Origin of the sequence: Amycolatopsis japonica, from assembly GCF_000732925.1 — a bacterium.
GTDB lineage: Bacteria > Actinomycetota > Actinomycetes > Mycobacteriales > Pseudonocardiaceae > Amycolatopsis > Amycolatopsis japonica.
The window spans coordinates 4,869,351-4,887,308 of sequence record NZ_CP008953.1 but is presented as its reverse complement, the minus strand read 5'-3'; the positions used below and the strand labels follow the sequence as shown (position 1 = coordinate 4,887,308).

The 17,958-nt window shown below is 70.0% G+C and carries 16 protein-coding genes; 7 read left to right on the top strand and 9 right to left on the bottom strand.

Going from position 1 to position 17,958, the window contains the following annotated elements; genetic code table 11:
- Positions 1-90: 90 nt before the first annotated feature.
- On the bottom strand, positions 91-1,122 hold the full coding sequence (locus AJAP_RS22555) for an Lrp/AsnC family transcriptional regulator (RefSeq protein ID WP_038515021.1): 1,032 nt from the start codon (positions 1,120-1,122) through the stop codon (positions 91-93).
- Positions 1,123-1,238: 116 nt separating this feature from the next.
- On the opposite strand from AJAP_RS22555, the gene AJAP_RS22550 reads away from it, so the two are divergent.
- Entirely contained in the window at positions 1,239-2,465 is a 1,227-nt protein-coding gene (locus AJAP_RS22550) for a M20 metallopeptidase family protein (protein ID WP_038515019.1), read from the top strand.
- Positions 2,462-3,799 (top strand): MFS transporter, encoded by a 1,338-nt coding sequence (locus AJAP_RS22545; RefSeq protein WP_038515017.1) that lies wholly within the window; start codon positions 2,462-2,464, stop codon positions 3,797-3,799. Before AJAP_RS22550 ends, AJAP_RS22545 begins: the two co-directional genes overlap by 4 nt.
- Positions 3,800-3,898: 99 nt before the next feature.
- Here AJAP_RS22545 and AJAP_RS22540 read toward each other — a convergent pair whose 3' ends face one another.
- The gene (locus AJAP_RS22540) at positions 3,899-4,498 is read right to left on the bottom strand and encodes a TetR/AcrR family transcriptional regulator (RefSeq protein ID WP_038515016.1); all 600 of its coding nucleotides are present in this window, start codon (positions 4,496-4,498) and stop codon (positions 3,899-3,901) included.
- Between the two features lie 83 nt (positions 4,499-4,581).
- On the opposite strand from AJAP_RS22540, the gene AJAP_RS22535 reads away from it, so the two are divergent.
- Complete coding sequence (locus AJAP_RS22535) at positions 4,582-5,673, top strand: FAD-dependent oxidoreductase (RefSeq protein WP_038515014.1); 1,092 nt, start codon at positions 4,582-4,584, stop codon at positions 5,671-5,673.
- Between the two features lie 30 nt (positions 5,674-5,703).
- On the top strand, positions 5,704-6,249 hold the full coding sequence (locus AJAP_RS22530) for a GNAT family N-acetyltransferase (RefSeq protein WP_038515012.1): 546 nt from the start codon (positions 5,704-5,706) through the stop codon (positions 6,247-6,249).
- Between the two features lie 26 nt (positions 6,250-6,275).
- Here the strand turns inward: AJAP_RS22530 and AJAP_RS22525 are convergent, their stop codons facing one another.
- The 6 genes from AJAP_RS22525 to AJAP_RS22500 are packed head-to-tail and all read right to left on the bottom strand — an operon-like array spanning position 6,276 to position 13,210.
- On the bottom strand, positions 6,276-6,773 hold the full coding sequence (locus tag AJAP_RS22525) for a tetratricopeptide repeat protein (RefSeq protein WP_228694558.1): 498 nt from the start codon (positions 6,771-6,773) through the stop codon (positions 6,276-6,278).
- Positions 6,774-6,782: 9 nt separating this feature from the next.
- On the bottom strand, positions 6,783-8,180 hold the full coding sequence (locus tag AJAP_RS22520) for a tryptophanase (RefSeq protein WP_038515009.1): 1,398 nt from the start codon (positions 8,178-8,180) through the stop codon (positions 6,783-6,785).
- Positions 8,173-9,342 carry a cation:proton antiporter gene (locus AJAP_RS22515; protein ID WP_038515007.1) on the bottom strand — a complete coding sequence of 390 codons (1,170 nt, stop codon included), beginning with the start codon at positions 9,340-9,342 and terminating at the stop codon, positions 8,173-8,175. The genes AJAP_RS22520 and AJAP_RS22515 overlap by 8 nt, the downstream gene beginning before the upstream one ends.
- Complete coding sequence (locus tag AJAP_RS22510) at positions 9,335-10,699, bottom strand: tryptophan 7-halogenase (RefSeq protein WP_038515006.1); 1,365 nt, start codon at positions 10,697-10,699, stop codon at positions 9,335-9,337. Before AJAP_RS22510 ends, AJAP_RS22515 begins: the two co-directional genes overlap by 8 nt.
- Entirely contained in the window at positions 10,699-12,417 is a 1,719-nt protein-coding gene (locus tag AJAP_RS22505) for an amino acid adenylation domain-containing protein (RefSeq protein ID WP_228694557.1), read from the bottom strand. The genes AJAP_RS22510 and AJAP_RS22505 overlap by 1 nt, the downstream gene beginning before the upstream one ends.
- A 25-nt stretch (positions 12,418-12,442) precedes the next feature.
- Positions 12,443-13,210 (bottom strand): thioesterase II family protein, encoded by a 768-nt coding sequence (locus AJAP_RS22500; protein WP_084098297.1) that lies wholly within the window; start codon positions 13,208-13,210, stop codon positions 12,443-12,445.
- 592 nt (positions 13,211-13,802) lie between these two features.
- On the opposite strand from AJAP_RS22500, the gene AJAP_RS22495 reads away from it, so the two are divergent.
- The 3 genes from AJAP_RS22495 to AJAP_RS22485 are packed head-to-tail and all read left to right on the top strand — an operon-like array spanning position 13,803 to position 17,019.
- On the top strand, positions 13,803-15,149 hold the full coding sequence (locus tag AJAP_RS22495; RefSeq protein WP_228694556.1) for an MFS transporter: 1,347 nt from the start codon (positions 13,803-13,805) through the stop codon (positions 15,147-15,149).
- A complete protein-coding gene (locus tag AJAP_RS22490; RefSeq protein WP_084098295.1) occupies positions 15,146-16,285 on the top strand; it encodes an ROK family transcriptional regulator in 1,140 nt (379 codons plus the stop codon). Before AJAP_RS22495 ends, AJAP_RS22490 begins: the two co-directional genes overlap by 4 nt.
- Entirely contained in the window at positions 16,282-17,019 is a 738-nt protein-coding gene (locus AJAP_RS22485; RefSeq protein ID WP_038515003.1) for an SDR family NAD(P)-dependent oxidoreductase, read from the top strand. The genes AJAP_RS22490 and AJAP_RS22485 overlap by 4 nt, the downstream gene beginning before the upstream one ends.
- Here the strand turns inward: AJAP_RS22485 and AJAP_RS22480 are convergent.
- Positions 16,997-17,860, bottom strand: a complete 864-nt coding sequence (locus AJAP_RS22480; protein WP_228695016.1) for an aminoglycoside phosphotransferase family protein — start codon at positions 17,858-17,860, stop codon at positions 16,997-16,999. The two genes, AJAP_RS22485 and AJAP_RS22480, sit on opposite strands and share 23 nt — an antisense overlap.
- Positions 17,861-17,958: the final 98 nt, after the last annotated feature.

Genomic DNA, 17,958 nt, shown 5'->3' with positions numbered 1-17,958 from the left:
CGCCTTGGCCACCTGACGTTGCGAAAGCCACTTTCCCAACCTTCAACGTTGCGAAAGTGGCTTTCGCAACGCGTCAGGCCTTACCTGGCTTCACTCCCGGCGCGCGGGCATGGTGACGACGAAACCCGTGCTCCGCCCCAGATCGTCCAGCAGCCAGCCCATCCGTTTGGCCGTCCGCAGGATCAGCGCCGAGTCGACGATCGACAGCGGGGCCAGGTCCTGTTCGAGGTGTTCCTGCATCCGCATCGATTCCTCGATCGAGCGCATCCACGTGGTCACCAGTAGATTCGCCGGGCCGGGCAGGCTCGCGATCTGGCGGATGGCCGGGTTCGCCCGCAGCCGGTCCACGCAGGTCGGCACATGCGCGACGGGCACCTGGCACCACCAGTTGACGACGATCGGCGACGGGGTGAGCCCCTGCGCGATCTCGCACCGGAACGTCAGCGCGTCGGCGGCGATCAGGTGGCCGAGCTGGCGCCGGACGGTCGACACCGGACGGCCGGTGAGCCGGGCCAGGTCGGCGGCGGTGCGGCGGCCGTCCTCGCCCAGCGCGGCGGTCAGCGAGGCGTACGGCTCCTGCCACGGCTGCATCGCCGTCTGCCGTCCACCCGTGCCGCCGGACGGCGGCAGCTGGGACAACGCCTGCACGCGCCCCCGGTCCAGCGCGCCCACCCGCCACGAGCTGCCTTCGACGTGCAAGCGGGACACCAGATGCGAACGGATGTTGAGGACACCGGGAAGCCCGGGGATCGCGTCGAGCAGCAGCGTCGACAGGTCGTGCATGCCGAGGCCGAACACCGTCAGCACCAGGCTGTACTCGCGCGAAGCCTCCTCGATGCTGACCACCGACGGCCAGGTGGACAGCTCGCTGATGAGTGCCCGGACCTGGCCGCTCGCGCAGCGGATCTCGACGTACGCGGCCTGGATCCGGGACCGTCCGGGCACGCGCGGATAGGCCGTCACCCAGGCTCCGCCTCCGTCACGCAGCCGTTCCCACCGCCGCGTCAGCGTCACCGGCGACGAGCCGAGGGCGTCGCCCAGCTGAGCCCAAGAGGCGCGGGGTCGCAGTTGCAGAGCGTGAATGAGCGAAAAGTCCTCCTCATCCAGCGAACCAATCACCATTTTTACTTCCAGGGGTCGATCGTTGAGCGATTCCGACAATTCTAGCCCGATATCGGACGTGGATTCGCACACTCGACGACCAAGACGCCGACGTCCGACGCAGAGGAGATCGACCGGTGGACCTTCACGACGACGCTCGAAGCCTGCAGGACGAGCTGGTCCGGTTGCGGCGCGACCTGCACCGCGAGCCCGAGATCGGTCTCGACCTGCCCCGCACACAGGAGCGGGTCCTGCGTGAACTCGACGGGCTCGGCCTGGAGGTCTCCACCGGGACCGGCACGACCTCGGTGACCGCGGTGCTGCGCGGCGAGGGTACGGCCAGGGATTCGGCCCGGCCGCGGACGGTCCTGCTGCGCGCGGACATGGACGCCCTCCCGGTGGCCGAAGCGACCGGCCTGGACTTCGCGGCCACGAACGGCGCGATGCACGCCTGCGGCCACGATCTGCACACCACGTCGCTGGTCGGCGCGGCCCGGCTGCTGCACACGCACCGCGACCGCATCAACGGCGACGTCGTCCTGATGTTCCAGCCCGGCGAGGAGGGCTGGGACGGCGCCGGCGTGATGCTCCTGGAAGGCGTGCTCGACGCCGCGGGCAGGCGCGCCGACGCGGCCTATGGGCTGCACGTCTTCTCATCGATGCTGCCCAGCGGGCAGTTCGCCAGCCGTCCCGGCACGCTGATGTCCGCGTCGTACCGGCTGCTCGTCACCGTGCACGGCGAGGGCGGCCACGGGTCGATGCCGCACCGCGCCAAGGATCCGATCTCCGCCACCGCGGCGATGATCACCGCGTTGCAGACGATGGTCACCCGGCGGCTGGACATCTTCGACCCGGCCGTGATCACGGTCGGCGTCATCCGCGGCGGCACCAAGCGCAACGTCATCCCCGCCACCGCCGAGTTCGAGGCCACCGTCCGCTGTTTCTCGGACGCCGCCGGCGCGCTGCTCGACACGGCGATCCGCGAGACGATCGACGGCGTCGCGCGGGCGCACGGCGTCACCGCCGACGTCGTCTTCGAAAGCGAGTACCCGGTCACCGTCACCGACGTCGACGAGACCGCGTTCGGCGCCGAGGTCGTCCGCGAGACGATCGGCGAGCAGTACTACACCGAACTCCCCAATCCGGTGGCCGGATCCGAGGACTTCTCCCGGGTGCTGGCCGAAGTGCCGGGCACGTTCCTCGGTCTCGGTGCGCTGATGCCCGGGCTCGAACCGGACACCGCGCCCAACAACCACAGCCCGTACGCCGACTTCGACCCGTCCGTGCTGTCCAGGGCCGCCACCGTCTACGCCGAACTCGCCGTCCGCCGTCTCGACCGCTTCGCCGAAGGAGCCACCCGATGAGCGCGACCGCGGGCACCGCCACCATCCCGGACCGCCGCCGCACCCTGTTCGGCCTCGGCGCCGGCAACGCGATGGAATGGTTCGACTGGAACATCTACGCGACCTTCGCGTCGTTCTTCGCCGCGCAGTTCTTCAACGCGCACGACGAGGTTTCGGCGCTGCTGAGCACCTTGGCGGTCTTCGCGGTCGGCTTCGCCGCCCGGCCCCTCGGCGGCTTGGTCTTCGGCTGGATCGCCGACCGCAAGGGCCGTCAGCTGTCGATGACGCTGACGGTCGCGATCGCCGCCGGCGGCAGCCTCGTCATCGGCTTTTCCCCCACGTACGGCCAGATCGGCGTGTGGGCGTCGGTGATCCTCGTGGTGGCACGGCTGGGCCAAGGCCTCGCGCACGGCGGTGAACTGCCTTCGGCGCAGACCTACATCGCCGAGGTCGCCCCGGCCGGCCGTCGCGGACTGTGGTCGAGCCTGATCTACTTCTCCGGAACTTGTGGCGTACTCGCCGGCACGCTGCTGGGCGCGGTCCTCTCCGGTGTGCTGAGCCACGATCAGATGCTCTCCTACGGCTGGCGGATCCCGTTCGTGATCGGTGGCATCTTCGGGATCTACTCGCTCTACATGCGGCTGCGCATGCGGGAGACCGGCGTCTTCCTCGCCGAGTCGGCCAAGGACGAAGCCGCCGGGAAGAAGGCCGAGAAGGGCCGGATCTGGCAGACGATCAAGCAGAACCCGAAACTGCTCGTGCAGGTCGTCGGCCTGACCGTCGGGGCCACGGTCATCTACTACATGTGGGCCGTCGCCGCGCCGTCGTACGCGATCACGGTACGCGGCGTCGACCCGACCGGTGCGCTGTGGGCAGGCGTGTTCGCGAACGTGATCTTCCTGATCGCCTTGCCGTTGTGGGGAAGGCTGTCCGACCGCATCGGCAGGAAGCCGGTCCTGTTCATCGCGATCGTCGGCCTGCTGGTGCTGAGCTTCCCGCTGAACGCGATGGTGGGCGACCAGGCCTGGCAGTTGTTCTTGGCGATGTCGATCGCCCTGGTCTTCATGGCCGGGTTCTCGTCCATCGGCCCGGCGGTCTACGCGGAGATCTTCCCGACGCGTATCCGCACCATCGGCGTCGGCGTGCCGTACTCGATCGCGGTCGCGGCCTTCGGCGGCACCGCGCCGTACCTGCAGACGCTCCTCGCCAAGAACGGCCACCCGTCACTGTTCGTCGTCTACGGCATGGTGCTGATGGTCATCAGCGCCTTGGTCGTCTTCACGCTCCCGGAAACTCGGGGTGTCGACCTGCACGAGAAGACGAACGCGGACGTCGAGGCCAGGACCGTCGCCTGAGCGGGCTCGGGGCGGGTGAAGGGGACTTTCACCGCATGCGATGCGGGTAAAGCGCCCTTCACCCGCGCCAGGCGCACGACACTGGGCCACCGTGTCCGGTCACGGCGATAGTCGCCAGGGTGCGAGCGCGACTTCGGTCGCGGTCCTCATCGCGGCCTGCAAGGTGGCGGGGTCCGTTCCGTCGGTGTCGTCGAGCAGGGCCTGAAGCGCGCCGGTGACCGCGCCGACGAACGCCCCCGTCAGCGCCGCCGCTCCCACCGGATCGATCCGGTCCGGGAACGCGGCCGCCAGATGCTTCGCGATTTCTCGTTGCGCGGCCAGTTGTTCCTGGAGCGCACGGCCGCGGACGGCGGGCACGGTCTGGATCATCCGCAGCCGCAACGCCGCCAGGGGGCTGACCAATTCGTCACTGGTGGCGGTGACCTGGCTCAGGGCTCGCAGCAGTACCTCGGCCGGGCCTTCGGCCGGTCCGCGAGTGGCGATGGCGTCGATGGCGGCCTGTACGCGCTCGTCGGCGTCCGGGAACAGCAGCTCTTCCTTGCTGGCGAAGTAGCTGAAGAACGTGCGCGCGCCGATGTCCGCGGCCGCCGCGATGTCGGCGATCGTCGTCTCGTCGTAGCCCTTGCGCTCGAAGAGTTCCGTCGCCGCGTCGATGAGGGCTTGGCGCGTGCGGGCTCGCTTTCGATCACGGAGGGACATGCGGGGAGCATACGCGGAGCAGCACTGAGTGCAAACTTGCAGTCATTGCCGATTTGCACTCACTGCTGATATCGTCGTACGGCATGGAGAACGTGTTGATCTGCGGCGCTGGAGTCGCCGGCTCGACGCTCGCCTATTGGTTGGCACGTAACGGCTTCAAGGTCACGGTCGTCGAGCGGGCCCAGGGCATGCGCTCCAGCGGTAACCCGGTCGACGTCCGCGGGCCCGCGCTGCCGGTCGTCGAGGCCATGGGCGTCGTAGGCCGTCTGCGGGACGTCGCGACGAGAACGAAAAGGGTGTGCCTGCTCGACGGAGACGGCCGTCGGATCGCCACCGTCGGCCTGTCCGCGGGCAAGGGGGAGGAGCTCGAAGTCCCACGATCCGATCTCGTCACAGTGCTGTACGAGGCGGCTTGCGGCGACGCCGAGTTCCTGTTCGACGACACGATCGCCGCGCTGCGCCAAGACGAGCACGGTGTCGACGTCACCTTCGACCGGGCCGCACCCCGGCGCTTCGACTTCGTGATCGGCGCGGACGGCTTGCACTCCGCGGTCCGGCGGATCACCTTCGGGGCCGAGCGTTCTTTCGTGCGCCCCACAGGGATCCATGTCGCCACGACGTCGTTCGGAGGCCCGGTCGACCACCCGGAGGAAGTGCTCCTGCACAACACACCGGGCAGGCTGGTCGCTGTTCACCCGTCACGGGACAACGGCGGCGTCGCGTTCATCTTCCGTGCCCAGGCCGAGAATGTGGACCACCGGGACACGGCCCGGCACAAGCGGATCGTCACCGCGGCCTACGGCGATGCCGGATGGCGGGTCCCCGAGCTGCTCGAACGCCTGCGGGAGGCCGACGATGTCTTCTTCGACGCCGTCAGTGTCGTCGACCTCCCGTCCTGGTCACGCGGCCGGATCGCCTTGGTGGGTGACGCGGCCTCCTGTGTTTCCCTGCTCGGCGAAGGCTCCAGCCTCGCGATCGCCGGCGCGTACACGCTCGCCACCGCCCTGACGTCGGCGTCGCCCACCGGTTTCGGTCAGTACGAGGCCGAGCACCGCGCCCGGGTCAGGCCCGCGCGGCGTACCGCCAAGATGACCGCGGCCATGCTCGTGCCGAAGACCGGAATCGGCTTGGCGACCCGAAATCTCGCGGCCCGGGCCTGGCGGTGGAGCGTCTGACCCACATGGGTGTGCGCTAGCTTGCCTGCCATGACCGAGCGCGGATCCGTCGTCTGGCCACCGGCCCCGATCAAAACCGAGCGGCTCGTGCTCCGCGAGTCCGAAGCGCGGGACCGAGCGGCGTTCATCGACTTGTTCGCCTCACCGGAGGTGGGCACTTACGTCGGTGGCCCTCGATCCCGTGACGAGCTTGAACGCACGAGTCCCGAGGTGCCGGGCCGGCGCTTCGGACTGTTCGTCGTCGAACTGGACGGATCGATGATCGGCATGATCACGCTCGATCAGCGCGATGCCGAGCGTCCGGGGCACGTCCGCCCGGACGCCGGGGAGACCGAGCTCGGCTACCTGTTCCTGCCGCGGGCATGGGGACGCGGATATGCCGCGGAGGCGTGCGCGGCAGCGCTCGGTTGGTTCGCCGACGCGCTTCCCGCTGAACCGGTGGTGCTCTGCACGCAGACTGCGAACGATCCCTCGATGCGGCTCGCGGCGAAGCTGGGATTCATCGAGGTGGAGCGGTTCGAGGAGTACGGCGCCGAGCAGTGGTTCGGCGTCTGGCGCCCCACGTATGACGAATAGCTTGGGCAGGCGCCCGGGCTACCCGATCACGAGGTTCCTCGAATCGTCGCCAGACTGCTGCGGCAACTGGTGGTGATCGGGTGCCGCTCGCCGAGGGCTTCGCCGCAGACCGCCAGAGTGGCGCGTTGTTCCTGTTCGGCGGCTGCCCGCCGACCGAGGTGGTGGAGAAGCACGCCGTGATTCACGCGGCGGCCGAGGGTGACCGGATCGCGCTCACCGAGGGCGGCCACCGAGGCCTCGACCAGCATGCGTTGCTGGTTCACCGCTTCGCGCAAGTCGCCGGAGTCGAGCAGGAGGTACGCGAGGAGGCTTTGGCTGAACAGGGTTTCCGGGTCGGCAGGGCCGAGTGCGCGGGCGCAGTCGTTCTTGGCGGTGCGCAACTCGCGCTCGGCCTCCGCCAGCCTGCCGGCACGGTGCAGGGCGAAGCCGAGCAGATTCCTGGCTTTCAGCGTCTCCCGACGATCCGGGCCGAATCGGCTCGTGGCAAGAGAGACGGCGGTCCGGCGGGCTCGTTCCGCTCTCAACCGGATCGGTCACCCGTCGTAGATGTCGGCACCCCCGGCCGGGGCGAAGCGGGCCTGAAAGAAGCGGAGGTGGGGTGGTTCGTGGGTGAAGGTGAGGCCGTGGGTGATGTCGTGGCGGTTCTTGTGGACGCGGACGAGGGTGTCGGCGACGTGGTCGATGTGGCTTTGGGTGTAGACGCGCCGGGGGATGGCGAGCCGGAGGAATTCCAGCGGCGGGTAGCGGTTCTCGCCGGTGGCCGGGTCGCGCCCGGCTGAGACGGTGCCGCGTTCGACGCCGCGGATCCCGCCTTCGAGGTAGACGGCGGCGGCGAGGGTCTGGCCGGGGAGTTCGGTGCGGGGGAGATGGTCGAGGACGGCGGTGGCGTCGACGCAGACGCAGTGCCCGCCGACGGGGTGGACGATCGGGACGCCCGCGGTGTCGAGCCGGTGGCCGAGGTATTCGACCTGGGCGATGCGGGCGCGGATGTGGTGTTCGTCGACGGATTCGCCGATGCCCTGCGCGATGGCTTCCATGTCCCGGCCTGCCATGCCGCCGTAGGTGTGGAGGCCTTCGTAGAGCAGGACGAGCCCGCGTGCCTGTTCGGCGAGGCCGGGGTCGCGGAGGGCGATCCAGCCGCCGATGTTGGCGAGACAGTCCTTTTTGGCCGACATGACGGCGCCGTCGGTGGGGGCGCACAGCGCGAGGAGGATGTCCGCGATCGAGTGGTTCGCCCAGCCCGGTTCGCGTTGCTTGACGAACCAGGCGTTCTCGACGGCGCGGGCGGTGTCGAGGAAGACGGGGATTCCGTGGGCGTGGGCGAGGTCGCAGGCGGCGGTGAGGTTGGCGACGCTGATCGGCTGGCCGCCCGCCATGTTCACGGTGGCGGCGAGTGAGACATAGGGGATGGCGGCGCCGTGTTCGGCGATGACGGCCCGCAGTTTGGCGAGGTCGACGTCGCCCTTGAACGGGTGTTCGTCGGCGGCGTCGTGCGCTTCGTCGATGATGACGTCATGGAAGGTGGCGCCGTTGAGTTCCTGATGGGCGCGGGTGCTGGGGAAGTACATGTTGCCGGGGACATGGGAACCCGGGCGGATGAGGCAGCGGGAGAGGATGTTCTCGCCGCCTCGGCCTTGGTGGACGGGAATGACGTGTTCGTAGCCGTAGTGCGTCCGGACGGCCTGTTCGAAGAGGTAGAAGCTGCGGGCGCCGGCATAGGCCTCGTCACCGCGCATGAGGGCCGACCACTGCCGGTCGGACATCGCGCTGGTGCCGGAGTCGGTGAACAGATCGATGTAGACGTCCTCGGAGCGGAGCAGACAGGGATTCCATCCGGCTTCCCGTAAGGCTTTTTCGCGGTGTTCGCGGGTGGTGGTGCGGATCGGTTCGATCATCTTGATCCGCCAGGGTTCCGCCGGGTGGTCAGGCATCTCGGGTCACCTTGTCTCGTTCTAGGTGGTTGAGGAGCGGGCCGGTCATGGCCGTCGTCACGAGGGCCATGGCGACCATCGCGGTGTAGAAGGCGCTGTCGATGACGCCGAGACCGAGCCCGATGCTGAGGAAGACGAGTTCGGTGACGCCGCGGGTGTTCATCAGGGTCGCGAACACCGCGGCTGGCCGCGGCGGTTGTCCGGCGAGGCGGGCACCGAGGTAGGCGCCGCCGCCTTTCGCGACGACGGCGACCACGATGATCGCGAGGGTTTCGGTCATCAGGGCGGCGTCGAGCCCGCCGAGGTCGACCTTCCGTCCGATGAGGACGAAGTACAGCGGGACCAGCAGGGACGCGGCGGGCGCGATCAGCGCGGCGGGATCGTGCCGGGACACGGGCCTTCCGGCCGCCATGCCGATCAGGAACGCGCCGATCGCGGAATGCAGGCCGATGGCGTCGGTCGTCGCGGCTCCGGCGCAGGCGAGGGCGACCATGGTCACGACCGCGGTCGGCCCGGACAGGCGATCCACCGCCCGGCCGAACCACGGCCGGGCGAGGACGAGCAGGCCCGCCAGGAACGGGACGGCCAGCAGGAGCGTCCAGCCCTGGGTTCCACTGTGGACGGAGGCGACGACGGCGAGTGCCGCCCAGGCGGTGGCGTCGGTGAGCGCGGCGGCGGTGAGCGCGCAACGGCCGCGGTCGTCGTCCAGCATCCGCCGTTCGGACAGGATCCGCGCCAGGACGGGAAAGGCGGTGACCGCCATGGCCGCGGCGGCGAAGAGGACGAACGGCGTGACCCCGGCAGGGGCGTGGCGTGCGGCGAGCCAGAGCGCGAGCAACGTGCCGAGGACGACCGGGACGACGGTCGCGCCGAGGGCGGGGACGAACGCCGCCGTGATCCGTGCCGCCGTCATCGACGGCGCGAGGCGGGCGCCGACCCCGAACAGGAACAGGATCAGGCCGAGCTGGGCGAGCGCGTCCAGCGTCGTGTCGACCCGGCCGGGCAGGCCCGGGCCGGCTTGCAGGGCGAGGCCGACGACGAGCCCACAGGTGATCTCCCCGAGGACGGCGGGCTGCCCGGCACGGGTGAAGACCCAGCCGAAGCAGCGGGCCATGGCCAGCAGAACGGCGAGCGCGGCGAGCAGCAGGGCCAGGTCAGGCATCGGGCACCCGCCACCGCCTGCCGTCCGCGGTGGGGACGAGCCCGCCGGGGAACATCGGCGGCTCGTCGCCCGCGGCCTCGCCGAGCAGGCCACGCAGCTGGAGCTGCACACCTTCGGCGAGCACGTCGCCGAACATCGCGCGGGAAAAGTCCTGTGAGGACACTCCGCCGACAAGCTCGGCGAAAGCCTCGCCGGCGGTTCCGTGATGGCCTGTCAGCCGTCGCGCCTGCCGGAAGTAGTCGTCCTCGCCGGAGTCCAGCCGGTAGAAGGAGATGAGGAAATCCCGGAACAGCCCGAATTCCCGGCGGTAGCGGGCCTCGAACTCGGCGAAACACCGCTTCTCGTCCGCGAAACCCGAGAGGGTGCTGTTGATCGACCGGGCGGCCAGCAATCCGCTGTAGGTCGCCAGGTGCACCCCCGAGGAGAACACCGGGTCGATGAAGCAGGCGGCGTCGCCGACGAGCACCATGCCCGGGGACCACAGGACGGTCCGGTCGTAGGAATAGTCCTTCCGTACCCGGAGCCGGTCGTACGGCGGTTCGGTCGCGCGGCGCGCGTCGCGGAGGAACTCCTCGATGAGCGGGCAATCCTCGATCAGCGCCGAGTAGGCGGTCTCCGGATCGCCCTGCACCCGGTCCGCCGATTCCTGTTTGACGACGGCGCCGACACTGGTCAACGTGTCCGACAACGGGATGTACCAGAACCAGCCGTCGGCGAACGAGACGCACAGGATGTTCCCCGCGTCGGGCGCGGGCATCCGGTGGCCGCCCTCGAAGTAGCCGAACAGCGCCAGGTTCCGGAAATGCGGCGAGTACTCGCGGACGCCGCCGACGTCGTGGTGGAGCCGGCTGCCATGCCCGGAGGCGTCGACCACGAACCTGGCCGTCGCGTGCCGTTCGTAGCCGGCGTCGTCGAGGTAACGGACGCCCCCGATCCGCTCGCCCGCCCGGAGCGTGCCGAGTGCCCGATGTCCTTGCCGGATTTCGGCACCGAGACGGCGGGCACCGTCGAGCAGCAGCGTGTCGAACCGGGCGCGCTCGACCTGATACGCGTACGACGTGGGCCCGGCCATCCGGTCGGACGCGGCGAAGGAGAACGTCCACGGCTCGGCGCCGGTGCCCCATTTGAAGGTGCCGCCCCGTTTCCGGACGAAGCCCGCCCGTTCGATCTCGTCGCGGACACCGAGCATCGCGCAGATCCCGTGGACCGTGGCGGGCAGCAGGGATTCCCCGATCTGGTAGCGGGGGAAACGGTCCTTGTCCAGGAGCAGCACCCGGTGACCTTCCGCGGCCGTGAGGCCGGCGACGGTGGAGCCTCCCGGGCCGCCGCCGACGACGATCACGTCGTAGTCGTCCATCACGGCGTCCTTCCTTCCTCTGTGGCGGGAACGAGTTCGGCGAGCCGGGCCACGGTGCGGCGCAGCAGGACGTCCCGCAGCGAACAGGGCACACCCTGTGCCCGTAACCGGGCGGCGAGCGCCGCGGCGGAGAGACTGTGCCCGCCGAGGTCGAAGAAGTCGCTGTCCGCGTCGACCACCGGAAGCTCCAGCTGGACGCGGAACGCGGCGGCGACGAGCTCCTGGGTGGAGGTCAGCACGATCGTCCGCCGTACCGCGACGGGCGGGGTGAGAGCGGCCCGGTCGATCTTCCCGGTCGGCCCGAGGGGCATCGCCTCGAGCGGGACGATGGTGGAGGGGAGCAGATACGACGGCAGCATGGCTCGAAGCCGTTCCCGCAGCCGGCCGACGCTTCCCGTGTCGAGCACGACGTAGGCGACCAGTCGCGGCTCGGAGCCTTCGACCCTGACCGCGGCCTGCCGGACCCCGGGAGAGGTGAGCAGCGCCTGCTCAACCTCACCCGGCTCGACCCGATGACCGCGGATCTTGACCTGATCGTCCAGCCTGCCCAGCCATTCCAGGTGACCGTCGGCCATGAGACGGCACCGGTCGCCGGTCCGGTACCGGCGTTCTCCCGCGGTGACGAACCGGTCCGCGGTCGGCCCCGGCCGCCCGAGATAGCCCAGCGCGAGGCAAGAGCCGCTGATCACGAGTTCGCCGGGTTCCCCGATCGGCACGGGCCGCAGGTGTTCGTCGACGATCCGGGCGGTGGTGTTGCCGATCGGCCGTCCGATCGACGGCGTCGCGTGGTCGTCGAGCCGGCAGGCCGTGGTGAACACCGTGCACTCGGTCGGGCCGTACAGGTTCACCGCGGTGACGCCCGGGGCCGCGCGCAGATACGACCAGAGATCCTGGCCGATGGCCTCCCCGCCCATCACCAGCATCCGCGGACGGCTCCGTCCTTCGAGCAACCCGGCCTCCACCAGCGCCGACATCTGCGCGGGCACCGCCTCCACGACCGACAACCGGTGCTCCCGCACGAAGTCCACATAGGACGCCGGATCCGTGCGGACGGGGTCGGGGAGCAGATGCAGTTCGTGCCCGCCCGCCATCCACAGCAGCGGATTCCAGGACGCGTCGAAGAACAGCGGCAATCCGTGCGCCACCCGCTGAGGGCCACGGCCCGCGGGGAAGAACCCGTCGGCCAGTTCGCCGTACAGGTTGACCAGGCTCCGGTGTCCCACCGAGACCCCTTTGGGAAGGCCCGTCGAACCGGAGGTGTAGATGAGGTACGCCGGACCGGCGGCGGCCCTGGGCGGCCGGTGCCCGGCATACCCGGAGAGCTCCGCCTGCCAGTCCTCAGTGGACAAGACCAGATCCGCCCGTTCCGCGAGCCGCACCACATCCGTCAGCACGACGGCGGGGCGGGCGTCGGCGAGAATCGCGTCCAAGCGTGCGGCGGGCAGGGCGGGATCGATCGGAAGGTAGACCGCTCCCACCTTCGCCGTCGCGAGTACGCCCAGCACCGCTCGCACGGACCTCGTCATCGCGCAGGCCACCACCGTCCCCGGCGACGCGCCCGCGTCCCGCAGCATGCGGGCGAGCCGCTCGCCCCAAAGGTCGAGGTCGTGGAAGGTCCACGCGACCTCGTCGGCCACCAGACAGACCCGGGCGGGGGTCCGCCGGGCCTGAAACTCGAACAAGTCGCACCAGGTCACGTCGGGAATCCGTCGTGTCACACCGCTCACCGTGGACAACGCCGCCTCAGACATCGCACGGTTCCAAACCGAACCGGACCAGATCCCAGAAGCGGGCTTCCTCGCCTGGCGTGAGAACCGCCAAGTGGCCCCCGGGCACGACGCAGCCGGTGAACCGTCCGGTCGTCCAGGCCCGCCAAGCCCGGATATCCTCGTCGCCGGTCGCGAAGTCCGGGTCGTCCGCTCCCCGGAACGCGACGATCGGGCAGGACAACGGCACTTTCGCGGGGCCCGGGTAGGCACTGGTCAACCGCAGATCGCCGAGGAACAGATCGAGCGCGTACTCCCGGAGTTCGGGGGAGTGCCGGTAGCCCGCCGACGAGCGCTCGAGCAGCCTTCCCGCTTCGGCGGTGTCCGTCTTCGCGTACTTCCCGGGAACGCGCCGCTGCGGCGCGCACGCTCCCACCACGACCAGGCCCGCGGGGCCGGGTAGCCCTCGGCCGAGGACGCGCTGGGCCACTTCGAGTGCGACGAACGCGCCCATACTGAAGCCGATCAGCACGGTTCGTGAAAAACCTTCGGCACCGAAGCGATCGAGGCAATCCAGGGCGATTTCCTCGGCGAGGTCCGCGAACGATTCGCCGGGCGGCTCGGTGAGACGCGCGCCGCGCCCGGGATATTCCACGCCCCATACCGCCGATCCCGCCGCCGCGCGGGCGAGCCCGCGCAGACCGAGAACCGTGCCGCCGGCAGGTGGGAAGCACAGGTATTCGGTACCGTGACCAGACCGTATGTCCACTATGGACAGTTGGCTGACGGCAGTGTTCCTTGCCACGTTCTCTCCCGAACCGTTCGTCAACGGGGGGTCGCCGCCCGTTGAAGACGAAGCCGAAGGGCACGACGCGTCGCCTCGGCGTCCATATCGGACGGAGTGGGCGGTGCGGTGCCGTGCGCTACCAGCGAGTTTTCACGATGTCGCGCCATCCCGGTGAACGTCCGGGCTCCGCGCGGATGACGCGCCTCGGCGAAAACGGGTTTCGCCTCGCCCGCACCTTTGGGGTGCTTCCGCGACCGCGCCGACCGCGGGAAAGATGCGGGCTCCTTCGTGTTCTCTTCCGTTAGGTGGTAACCGTCAGAGGTGGTGGTCCGAAAGATACGACGCCCTTAGGCCGTTCGGGGTAACAGTTTGATGGCGAGACCGAAATCGCTGCAAGCGGCGACCTGTCCGTGGTGCCGCTCACCCGGCCGGGCTACCTCAGTGTGCGTGGTGGCCTTCCCGCGGTTCTCCGTGGAGAACCGGGCGCTTGCCCGATCGGCCCGACTCGGCAGCCCGATCGTCCCCGAAGCCGCCGGATACGGGCGGAGGCGGCGGACCCGCTCCTAATTTGGTGTTCGTCGCACAAAAAGCGGAGCGGGGAGGAATCCGGATGGTGTCGGGAATGGCGAGCCGGTCGACGATGTCGCCGGGACGGGCGCGGTTCGTGCGGAACTGGACCGGCAGGCTCGTCGCGTTCGGCGAGTTCATCGACGGCTACGACCTGCTCGTCATCGGCGCCGCCGTCCTGTTCCTCAAGCCGTCGTTCCACCTCACCGCCTCCCAGGTCGGCCTCGTGACCGCGGCGGCGTTCGTGGGCACGGCGCTCGGCCTGGTGGTCTTCGGTGATCTGTCCGACCGGTTCGGCCGCCGGGTGATCTTCATGATCAACCTGGCGGTCTTCGTGGTGGCCTCCCTCGCCGCGGCGTTCGTCCAGGACGTGTGGCAACTGGTCGCGGCCCGGTTCGTGCTGGGTGTCGCGGTGGGGATGGACATCCCGACCTCCCACGCCTTCCTCACCGAGATCGCGCCCAAATCCCGCCGAGGCCGGATCGCGGGCAGCTTGCCGAACATGATGTGGCTGGGCGGCGCCGTCACGTCGGTGTTGCTCGCGCTCGCGCTCCAGCCGTTGTTCGGCGACGAGACCTGGCGGTGGCTGTTCGGGCTGGCCGCGCTGCCCGCGGCCGCGGTCCTGGTGGCGAGGCAGTTCCTGCCGGAGTCACCCCGCTGGCTGAGCGCGCGTGGTCGCGTGGAGGAGGCACGGCGGATCTACGACGCGCTCGGGTTGGAACCGCCGAAACACGAGGTCTCGGAGCGGCGTAGCTACCGGATGCTGGTGTCCGGCGGGGCGTGGCGGCGGCTGGCGACGGTCACGGCCTTCTTCGCCATCCAGGCCTTCGGCGGCGCGGTGGCGACGGTCGCCGGACCGTTGATCATCAGCAGCACCGGCATCGGGGTCTCCAACACCCTGTACTTCTCCCTGCTGGGTTTCGTGGTGGGGCTGATCGCCGTGGTCGCGGGCGCCGCGATCATCGACCGCGTCAACCGGCGCTGGCTGGGTGTGTGGACGTGCCTCGGGGTGTTCGGCGCCGGGCTGGGAATCGCGTTCACCGGCGAGCGCGCCGGTGTCGGACTGGTGGCCTTCTGGGTCGTGTACGCCATGCTGACCTGGTTCGGCCCGGGCGTGCTGTCCTGGGTGTGGAGCACCGAGGCGTTCCCCACTTCGTTGCGGGGCCTGGGATCCGGTATCGCGCAGTGCGTGACCCGGCTCGCGATCGCGCTCAACGTGTTCCTGGCACCCATGCTGGCGCAGAAGCACGGCATCACGGTCGTCGCGTGGTACGCCTGCGCGTTCCTGGTGAGCGCGGTGATCGTGCTGCTGTCGCCGTGGCTGGCCACCACCGGTGTCGAGCTCGAGGAGACCAACGGTGTCGAGTCCGGGAAACCGGAGTCACGATGAACCATCCAGGTCACACCGGAAGCCGGCCGCGCCAAGCCCGGCAGGCCAACACGGCCGCCGTGCTCCAGTTGCTCGTCCGGAGCGGTCCGCTGGCGCGCGGCGACATCGCGAAGGAACTGTCCCTCAACCACGGCAGCGTCAGCCGGATCATCGAGCCCTTGCTGTCCGCCGGTGTCGTCCGCGAACTCGCCGGGCGGTCCACCGGCGCCCGGGTCGGCAGGCCCCGGGTGCCGGTGGAGATCGATTCGTCCAGCCGCTACGCGGTCGGTGTGCACTTCGGCCTCGAACGGACCACGCTCGGGTTGATCGACCTGTCCGGGCACTGCGTCAAGACGTACTCCGAGAACCGTGATCCGGCGGACAGCGCCGCCACCCTGCGGGACGCCGCGGAACTGGCGGCCGGGGTGGCGGACGCCGCGCCGGGACCGGTGCTGGGCATCGGGGTCACCGCCGGCGGTGAGGTGGACCGGGCGACCGGCCGGGTCGTGCGCAACGACGTGCTGGGCTGGGCCGACGTCCGGGTCTCCGACGTGCTACGTGAGCGGACCGGGCTCGACGTCGTGGTGGACGGCAACGTGGCCGCCCTGCTGGGTGCCGAACTCACCTTCGGCGCGGGGCTCGGCGGGCACGACGTGTCGTATCTGTTCATCGGCAACGTCACGGAGACGGGGTTCCTCAGCCGTCCGGTGGGTACCTGCTCGAACGGCATCGTTCAGGGCGACTTCGGCCGCCTCCTCGTGCCCGAGCTCGCCGGTGGCGGTCACCGGCGCTTCGGCGAATGCGGGACGGACGTGGCGTTGCTCGCCGCCGCCCGGTCCGCCGGGGTCGCGGCGACCTCGCTGACGGAGCTGATCCGCTTGGCGGACACGGATCCGGCCGCGGCGGGGCTGCTCGAGGGACGCAGCGCGCAGGTGGCTCTGGTGGCCGACACGGTGTACGACCTGATGCGGCCGGACCTGATCGTCCTCGGCGGCAGCGGTGCGCCGTCGGACCGATGGCTCGACGCGGTGCGCGCTCGCGTCGAGACGACTCCGCCCCGGGCGCTGGTCCGGCCACTGGCACGGGGCAATCCGTTGGTCGTCGCGGCGGCGGGACTCGTCGTGCGTGCCTTCTTCACCAGTGGGGAGTGGTCGTGAGCGGTGTGGTGGTACTCGGCGGCGCGGGCGGCATCGGCTCGGCCGTGGTCCGCGCGTTGCAGGCGGAGGGACGACCGGTGGCGGTGGTGGACGTCGCGCCAAAGCCATCGGAACACGCCGGCGTGCCGTGGATCCGTGGTGACGCGAGCGATCCGGCCGTGATCGGTGCCGCGTTCGACGCACTCGGCGACGTGACCGGACTGGTGCATTGCCTGCTGAGCGAGCATCGCGCCCCCTTCACCGAGCAGACGACGGACGCGCTGCGCGAGGTGTTGGACATCGGCGCGGTGTCGGCGCTGGAGCCATTGCAGCAGTTGGTCGCCCGCGCCGGCGGAAGGCCGTGTGCCGCCGTGCTCGTCAGTTCGATCCACGCCGGTCTAGCCTGGGGCGGACAGGCCCCGTACGCGATGGCCAAGGCCGCGTTGGAAGCGCTGGGCCGCGCGGCCGCCGTGGAACTCGGACCGCGCGGGTTGCGGTGCAACACCGTCCGGCCGGGGTTCGTCATGGTGCCGCGTAACGCGCATCGCTGGCAGGACGCGGGCACCCGCGAAGCCTTGTCCGGGCTTCAGCCGTCCGGCGAGCTCGCCGGACCGGACGACGTCGCGAGCGTGATCGCCTTCCTCCTCGGCGATCAGGCCAGGTTCGTCTCCGGCGAGACCGTCACCGTGGACGGCGCGATGACCGCCGTACTGCCCGAGCCGCCGCCGTCTTTCAACCGAGGAGGGCCTGGGTGATCTGGCGGGTGGTCTGCGCGGCGACGCGGGGATTCACGGCGGCGTAGTGGACGTAGGCGTTCAATCCGGTTGCCAAGGCCCAACCACGACCGCGGGTCCAGGTCGCGTCGTCCACATCGAGCGCGGCGCGGAAGGTGGCTCGCGTTTCGGCTGACATGAGGGTGAAGGCGATGATCAGATCGCGAGCCGGATCACCGACGCCGAGCTCGCCGAAGTCGATGACGGCGCTGAGGCGGCCGTCGGTCGTCAACAGGTTGCCAGTGTGGAAATCGCCGTGAAACCAGACCGGCGGACCGCCCCGGCCGGGGGCGGCGAGGGCGGTGTCCCACAGGTCGGTCATCGCCGCGGTGTCGAAGGCATCGCCGACTTTCGCGATGGCGAGCCGCGTCGCCGTGTCCCGGGTGGCGAGCGGACGACCGGTGAGATCCTCGGTCGTTCCGGCGTCGATCCGGTGGAGCGCGGTCAGGAACCCGGCCAGTGCCACCGCGGCCTCGTGCGAGCTGGACAGGGCGTCCACGGTCGCCACCTCGCCGTCCAGCCATCGCGACACCGCCCATGGCCACGGATAGCCGAAGCCCGCTGCTCCCACTCCCACCAGTTCGGGTACGGCCAGCGGCAGGTGCGGGGCCAGCCGGGGCAACCACTCGGCTTCCTTCGCCGCCTGCTCGATCGCGCCGTCGTGGCGAGGTAGCCGCACGGACAGGTTCTCGCCCAGCCGGTAGATCACATGATCCGAGCCCGCCGGGGCGTACGGAAGCAACGGCAACCCGGCCCATTGCGGGAACTGCGTGTCGATCAGACGCCTCGCCAACGCGATGTCGATCGCCGGGGTGGGTTTCACGGTCAAGAGCAGCTCCTGCGGTCGGCTGTGGCAGCGTGTCATGGCCGCTGCGGTGTGATCAACCGATTTGCCGGACTCGCGCGCGAACCGGACCCCAG

Bases quoted from the DNA above. Each gene is read 5' to 3' on its own strand.
- AJAP_RS22555 (WP_038515021.1), bottom strand. From the start codon at position 1,122: ATGGTGATTGGTTCGCTGGATGAGGAGGACTTTTCGCTCATTCACGCT.
- AJAP_RS22545 (WP_038515017.1), top strand. From the start codon at position 2,462: ATGAGCGCGACCGCGGGCACCGCCACCATCCCGGACCGCCGCCGCACC.
- AJAP_RS22540 (WP_038515016.1), bottom strand. From the start codon at position 4,498: ATGTCCCTCCGTGATCGAAAGCGAGCCCGCACGCGCCAAGCCCTCATC.
- AJAP_RS22535 (WP_038515014.1), top strand. From the start codon at position 4,582: ATGGAGAACGTGTTGATCTGCGGCGCTGGAGTCGCCGGCTCGACGCTC.
- AJAP_RS22530 (WP_038515012.1), top strand. From the start codon at position 5,704: ATGACCGAGCGCGGATCCGTCGTCTGGCCACCGGCCCCGATCAAAACC.
- AJAP_RS22520 (WP_038515009.1), bottom strand. From the start codon at position 8,180: ATGCCTGACCACCCGGCGGAACCCTGGCGGATCAAGATGATCGAACCG.
- AJAP_RS22515 (WP_038515007.1), bottom strand. From the start codon at position 9,342: ATGCCTGACCTGGCCCTGCTGCTCGCCGCGCTCGCCGTTCTGCTGGCC.
- AJAP_RS22510 (WP_038515006.1), bottom strand. From the start codon at position 10,699: ATGGACGACTACGACGTGATCGTCGTCGGCGGCGGCCCGGGAGGCTCC.
- AJAP_RS22495 (WP_228694556.1), top strand. From the start codon at position 13,803: ATGGTGTCGGGAATGGCGAGCCGGTCGACGATGTCGCCGGGACGGGCG.
- AJAP_RS22490 (WP_084098295.1), top strand. From the start codon at position 15,146: ATGAACCATCCAGGTCACACCGGAAGCCGGCCGCGCCAAGCCCGGCAG.